8 protein-coding genes are annotated in these 6,870 nt (G+C 41.5%); 7 read left to right on the top strand and 1 reads right to left on the bottom strand.

What is annotated here, in order from left to right:
- The 5 genes from mqnB to VF500_RS22055 form a co-directional block, all read left to right on the top strand.
- The coding region (mqnB, locus tag VF500_RS22075) for a futalosine hydrolase (protein WP_330861751.1) at positions 1-578 on the top strand (578 nt) is incomplete at its 5' end.
- 8 nt (positions 579-586) lie between these two features.
- Positions 587-985: a hypothetical protein gene (locus VF500_RS22070; protein ID WP_330861750.1), complete on the top strand. Its 399-nt coding sequence runs from the start codon at positions 587-589 to the stop codon at positions 983-985.
- 1 nt (position 986) lies between these two features.
- Positions 987-1,856, top strand: coding sequence for a 1,4-dihydroxy-6-naphthoate synthase (locus VF500_RS22065; protein WP_330861749.1), 870 nt, complete (start codon positions 987-989; stop codon positions 1,854-1,856).
- A gap of 93 nt (positions 1,857-1,949) precedes the next feature.
- The gene (locus tag VF500_RS22060; RefSeq protein ID WP_147446112.1) at positions 1,950-2,183 is read left to right on the top strand and encodes a hypothetical protein; all 234 of its coding nucleotides are present in this window, start codon (positions 1,950-1,952) and stop codon (positions 2,181-2,183) included.
- Positions 2,180-2,629: a type II toxin-antitoxin system VapC family toxin gene (locus VF500_RS22055; RefSeq protein WP_330861748.1), complete on the top strand. Its 450-nt coding sequence runs from the start codon at positions 2,180-2,182 to the stop codon at positions 2,627-2,629. Before VF500_RS22060 ends, VF500_RS22055 begins: the two co-directional genes overlap by 4 nt.
- Before the next feature lie 57 nt (positions 2,630-2,686).
- Here the strand turns inward: VF500_RS22055 and hflX are convergent, their stop codons facing one another.
- The gene (gene hflX, locus VF500_RS22050; protein WP_330861747.1) at positions 2,687-3,868 is read right to left on the bottom strand and encodes a GTPase HflX; all 1,182 of its coding nucleotides are present in this window, start codon (positions 3,866-3,868) and stop codon (positions 2,687-2,689) included.
- 203 nt (positions 3,869-4,071) lie between these two features.
- Between hflX and VF500_RS22045 the strand changes: the two genes are divergently transcribed.
- Together VF500_RS22045 and VF500_RS22040 are read left to right on the top strand one after the other, a co-directional pair.
- Positions 4,072-6,051, top strand: a complete 1,980-nt coding sequence (locus tag VF500_RS22045; protein WP_330861746.1) for a DUF3857 domain-containing protein — start codon at positions 4,072-4,074, stop codon at positions 6,049-6,051.
- 8 nt (positions 6,052-6,059) lie between these two features.
- Positions 6,060-6,870, top strand: an 811-nt coding sequence (locus VF500_RS22040) for a DUF3857 domain-containing protein (RefSeq protein ID WP_330861745.1), incomplete at its 3' end; no start/stop codon positions are given.

Raw genomic sequence — 6,870 nt, 5'->3', positions numbered from 1 at the left:
CGTTGGTCAATGCTTTTGGAAGCAAGGTTGATGTACTGATAACCGGCGCGGGCATGGTGCCAACAGCCTTTGGTATGGCCCGGCAATTAAGTAACCATACGTACGACCTCGTGCTTAATCTTGGAATAGCGGGCAGTTTCGACCACAATTTCCATTTAGGCGATGTATTGGAGATTATCGAAGACACCTTTGCCGAACTTGGCGCGCAGGATGATGAGGCTTTTATCCCTATCGATAGCCTCGGCTTTGGTGAAAGTGTTTTTACACCCACAACATCGCTTGAGCAGGTTTATCCAAACTTTTTCCTGAAAAAGGCAAAGGCCATAACTGTTAATACGGTACATGGGCATGAACCATCCATCCAAAAAGTACAGCAACGATTAAACCCGCAACTGGAAAGCATGGAGGGTGCAGCTTTTTTTTACGCCTGCCGGCAGATGAATGTACGCGGCATGCAGATCAGGGCAGTGTCAAATTATGTTGAAAAACGTAACCGCGAGGCCTGGAACATTGGGCTGGCCATTAAAAATCTGAATACATTTGCCATCGACCTGGTGAGCCGGATCATTAATAGTTAAAATTCATCATGGGTCTATTTGATTTTTTTTCAAAAAGCAAACCTGTTTACACACCCTCTACCTACTTTTTAAATCACGATTTAAAAGACAAGTACTTTTTTCGCAAAATGCCTTTTTATTACTTAAACGATGAGGTTGGAATTGTCGCTATGGATAATAAAGCACCAAGGCTGATTACTTTTGATCCTTGGCCGCAACAGATTTTTTTGCATGCAACAGGCAAAATAACCACCCATGATTTTCTGATTGAAATGGCAAGCCTATATCGGGGCAAAGTTCCTGAACGTCTCGATAAAACCATTATTGAAGAATTAGAACGGCTTATCAAAGAAGAAATCGTCGATATTGCCGACGAGCCTAATAAAATCAATCCCGAATACCTGACTCCTATAAAATTTAATAAATAGCATGAAACTAACGCTCGGATTTTCGCCCTGCCCTAACGATACCTTTATTTTTGATGCCCTTATCCACCATAAAATTGACACTGAAGGCCTGGAGTTTGAAGTGTTTTATGATGACGTGGAAACGCTTAACCAAAAGGCCTTCCGTGGCGAGCTGGATATTACCAAGCTAAGCTACCACGCTTTTGCTTACGTTACGGATAAATATGTACTGCTTGACTCGGGCAGTGCATTAGGATTTGGTGTAGGCCCATTGTTGATTTCGGATTTGGAAATTCCGGTTTCAGATTTAGAGAAAAACCTGATCAACGATCCAAAATCAGGGAGCCGAAACCCATTAATTGGTATTCCGGGCAAATATACCACAGCTAACTTCTTGTTAGGCCTTGCATTTCCGGAGGCTACCAATAAACAAGAGCTGGTATTTTCTGAGATAGAAGATGCTTTGCTTGATAGCCGCATAGATGTTGGCCTGATAATTCACGAAAACCGCTTCACCTACCAGGACAAAGGCCTCAAAAAGATCATCGATCTTGGCGATTACTGGGAAAAACGTACCGGCTGTGCCATTCCGCTGGGAGGCATTGTCGCTAACCGTAACTTACCGTTGGATGTTCAGCATAAAATAAACAGGGTGCTGCGTAAATCGGTTGAATTTGCTTTTGCCAATCCAAAATCAGGCTTAGAGTTTATTAAACAGCATGCCCAGGAAATGAGCGAGGAAGTGATGTACAAACACATTGAACTTTATGTAAACCAATACTCGGTTGAACTGGGTGAAGAAGGCCGTAAAGCTATCAACCTGATGTTTGATACCGCTTTGGAGAAGGGGATCATACCGGAGATAAAGGACGGGATATTTTTGACTGCCTAATTACTGGCGTGGAATATGATACGGATGTATGAGATGGTTGTGATAAATATTATGCTTGTTTTAGTTATATTTGTATAGAAGGGAGGATTGAACATGAAGACAACAAAAATTAAAATAGAGGAGCTCAAAACTCCATACATGCCACCAATACCTAAATCATATTCGGTAGAAGAAATTTTGGCCGCTGGAGGTGCTACAGCGTTTGCAAATAAAATGGGTAAAAATCCGGAGAATATCGAAAAGGCCCTTGAGGCTTTGCCTGATGAGGGCTTTTTAACCGATGAAGATGTCAAAGCTGCACTTGAAATTTTGAGAGAGAAAAGATGAATTTATTGCTTGATACCAACATTTTCATTTTTATATCAAGATATCCCAAACTGAAACTTTTAAGTACGGTTATCAACCCAGATAATCGAAAATTGTATGTCTCTGTTGTTACCATCGCCGAATTAAGATCTATTGCACTTCAAAACAATTGGGCAAAAGAAAAATGGGATTTTATTCAACCAATAATAGATGAATGTTATCAGGTAGAAGCAACACAAACGCTTGTTAATTCTTACTCACAAATCGATGCCTATTCCCAACGTCGCAACCCATCCTTTCAAGAGTATAGCTTTGCTACCCCACGCAATATGGGTAAAAATGATTTGTGGATAGCGGCAACAGCTGCGTTATTAGGATTGACACTTGTAACCACCGATAAAGATTTCGATCACCTGCACCAGGTTTTCATGGAGGTAAAACGCATTACGCCAGAAACTTTAATATAAAAGAAAAGGATGCACGAAAATGCATCCTTTTCTTTTATATATCTACCCGATCAATTATCAATACAACAACTGATCATACGGGTACCTTTCTGTATGTATGGCTTTCACCTCGTCATATAGCAAAGCCCTGAACTCATCCACATTTTCTTTTTTCGTTGCCGAAATAAATATAGCTGGTGCATTGTTTTTAGCCATCCAGCTTTGTCTAAAATCTTCCAATGTTAATGGCTCTTCCTGCGATACCTGGTGATCTTCAGGTTTAAACGCATCTATCTTGTTAAACACAGTAATGATGCGTTTGTCAATAGCGCCGATATCTTTCAAGGTTTCGTTAACCGTATGGATCTGATCTTCAAAATTGGGGTGCGAAATATCAACCACATGGATCAGGATATCCGCCTCGCGGGTTTCATCCAATGTTGATTTAAAGCACTCGACCAAATGGTGAGGTAGTTTACGGATAAACCCTACCGTATCCGACATCAGGAAAGGCAGATTCTCTATCACAACCTTCCTTACCGTAGTATCCAGTGTAGCAAACAGCTTATTCTCAGCAAATACTTCCGATTTGGCTATCATATTCATGATGGTCGACTTACCTACGTTGGTATAACCAACCAGGGCTGTACGCACCAGTTGATGACGGTTTTTACGCTGGGTTTCGTTCTGCTTATCTATTTGTTTTAGCTTTTCCTTTAACAAGGATATTTTATTCAGGATCAAACGGCGGTCGGTTTCAATTTGTGACTCACCCGGTCCACGCATACCAATACCACCTTTCTGACGCTCTAAGTGGGTCCAAAGGCGGGTAAGGCGGGGCAGCAGGTATTGCAATTGTGCAAGCTCAACCTGGGTTTTGGCCTGGGCTGTTTGCGCCCGGCTTGCAAAAATATCCAGGATAAGGTTATTCCGGTCCAGGATCTTTACCTGCAGTTCGTTCTCAATATTACGCAGTTGCGACGGCGAAAGGCCATCGTCAAAAATAACTATATCAATTTCTTCTTCTTTAACGTATGCTTTAATGTCTTCCAGTTTACCGGAACCAACAAAGGTTGCCCTGTCCGGGCGCTGTAGCTTCTGAGTGAAATGAGTTACCGTTAACGCTCCCGCGGTGCTGGCCAGGAACTCCAGCTCTTCCAGGTGTTCTTTCTCAATCTCGTCAGTTTCATTTGGTGTTATTACACCAACAAGTACAGCTTTTTCCTGCTTCACAGCAGTATCATAAAATTTTTGCTTCATTAATTACAATATATCAATCCAAATGCCAATTAAATAAATGTACGTAAACGGGGCTGTGAAATAAAATTTTAATGTCAAAATAACATGGTGAAGGTCAATTAGTGACATGGATTACATTTTAGCAAAAAAATAAAATGGCTAAAAAAATTTGCTTTTAAATGTTATGTTAATTGTTATTTTTGATTTGATTAAACCTCATCACGATGAACAGGCTCTTACCGCTGCTTGGAGCAGCCCTATTTGCGTTACCGGTAAACGCCCAAAAAACCGCCCCCCCTTCTAAAGTTTTACCTTTTGGCAAAATTGAAATCGCCGACCTTGAAATGGCCAAATGCGATTTTGAGCCCGATGCCAATGCCGAAGTCCTTTTTAACAAAGGCGATGTTTATTACGATAGTTCATTTGACATTAGCGGCGAGTATCATAAGCGCATCAAGATCTTTAATGATAACGGCAAAGATGAAGCAAACATCCGCATTGAATATTACGGCGGCAACCGGCTGGAGTATATCACCGACGTACAGGCCGAAACCATTAACCTGGTTAACGGAAAGCCCGAAATAACCAAGCTGGATAAAAAGCTAATCTATACCCAAACTATCGATAAGGTGCGCAATGCCATTGTATTTTCAATGCCAAACGTTAAAGCGGGTTCGGTAATTGAGTACAAGTATAAATATCATACTGTTTCGATAAGCAATTTCCCATCGTGGGATTTTCAGCAAAAAATACCGGTAAGGTACAGTGAGCTGGATACCTCTATCCCCGATCTGTTATATTTCCGCACGGTGAACCATGTTTGGATGCCTTATTCAAAGGAAACCCATAAATCAGATGCCCGCACCATGCCTGGCACAAATCCTTTATCTTATAATGACGAAAAAGATTTCAGGGTGATGGAAAACATCCCGTCACTGCATGATGAGCCTTACATGCGCTCATATACTGATAATATCATGTCGTTACAGTTTAACCTTACTTCGGTAAAGTCAAGCTATGGTTTTTACAAATCATATTCAGATACCTGGGCTAAAGTGGGCGGTATTATTGCCGACGATGAAGATTTTGGCGGCCAGTTAAAACGTAAATTAAAAGACGAGGAACCTATTATCGCCAAAGCCAAAACCTTTAAAACCGAGGATGAAAAAATAGCTTATGTTTTTAACCAGGTAAAAACCCTCATGAAATGGGATGGCGTTGACCGCTGGTATACCAATGATGGTACCTACCGGGCCTGGGAAAAGAAAACCGGCAACTCGGCCGAGGTTAATATCATTTTATATCACCTGCTTAAGCAATCGGGCATTAAGGAGATCTACCCTATGATCGTGAGCACCCGCGAACACGGAAAAGTAAACCGCTTCAATACTTCGCTTTCGCAATTTAACCGGGCAGTGGTTTATATTCCGGTTGATAGCACAAAAGAGTATATACTTGATGCTACAAACAAATACAATTTGTATAACGAAACACCCGATATGCTGCTGAACTCATCAGGGTTGTATATTGATAAGCAGGCCAACGCGTATGATATGCTTTATATCACAAAAGAGACCCCGGCCAGGCAGGTGGTTATGATCAATGCCGACATCAAGGCTGATAGCAAAATGACGGGAACAGCCGACATCAGCAGCTTTAGCTATCACAAAATAAACAGCGTTGAACGTTATAAAACCGACGGCGAAAAAAAATATATCGACTACATAAAGGCTAACGACAATAACCTTAAAATATCTTCATTAAAAATGAAGGATATGGAGACCGATACCCTTCCCCTGGTACAAAATATAGCATTTGACCTTGAACTCACCGGCTCCGACGGAACCTATATTTATTTTAACCCTAACCTTTTTACCCCTATCCGCACCAACCCTTTCCTGAGCGAAAAACGCGCTACTGATATTGACTTTGGGCATCGTAACAGGTATGAAATAAACGGAACCTATAAAATTCCGGCGGGTTATAAAGTTGATGCCCTGCCAAAAAGCATCCGTATGGTTATGCCCGATCAAAGCATAAGCCTTAAACGTTTTATTGCCGAGCAGGATGGAACGATCATAGTAAGGTATGTTATTGCATATGAAAAAGCTTTCTATGAAAAAGACAGCTATCCTGAGCTAAGAGAGTTTTATAAACAGATGCAGGATATGCTTACCGAGCAAATAGTACTTAAAAAATCCTGATCGCCAACATGAGCACTAAATACTTTTATAGACTGCTAACTGTTGCAGGCATACTCATTTTATCAACCAAAAGCTACGGACAGGATAAAAACATCCCGAAAGAGTTTTATATAGCATCAACCATTCCCGATTCATTGAAAGAGGAAGCAAATTCGGTGGTGCGGTATTCATCAGACGAGGTTACTGTAAAAGCGCCTGGTAAAATGATCATGAAGCACCATGCTATCATCACCGTTTTAAATGAAAAAGGCGATGCCGCTGCACAACTTGGCCTGGGTTATGATAAAAAATTCAGTAGTGTTGATGATGTGCAAATGCTGGTTTACAACGCCGGCGGAACGATGATAAAAAAATATCACAAGAGTGATTTTTATGACCACGCCGCTACCGATGGGATCTCTATTGTAACTGACGACAGGATGCTGGTCATAGAGCATCCGATATCTGCATATCCAACTACTATCGAAGTGATTTTTGAGGAGGACATGAACAGCTACCTTGACCTTGGCGAATGGGAGATCCAACGGTCGGAGCGGGCAGTCCAGAACGCGGAGTATACCGTTCTGGTCAATCCTTCGGTTGGTTTCAGGTATATAAATAAGAATACTACCATTAAGCCTGAAAAAACATCTGCCGGCGAATTTGAAAAGTACACCTGGCATGTAAAAAACATAAAAGCTGTAAAGCTCGAAGATGATGCCGAATCATGGCAGGTTATGCCGCGGATCATGTTTGCAGCAAACTCATTCCAGTTTGGTGGTATTCCCGGCGATATCAGCACCTGGCAAAATTTTGGCAAATGGCTGCAGGCCCTCAATG

The sequence above is a fragment of the Mucilaginibacter sp. genome (assembly GCF_036383575.1).
Taxonomy (GTDB): Bacteria; Bacteroidota; Bacteroidia; order Sphingobacteriales; family Sphingobacteriaceae; genus Mucilaginibacter.
The sequence above is the reverse complement of the archived record's forward strand: the minus strand, read 5'-3'. Positions and strand labels throughout refer to the sequence as shown.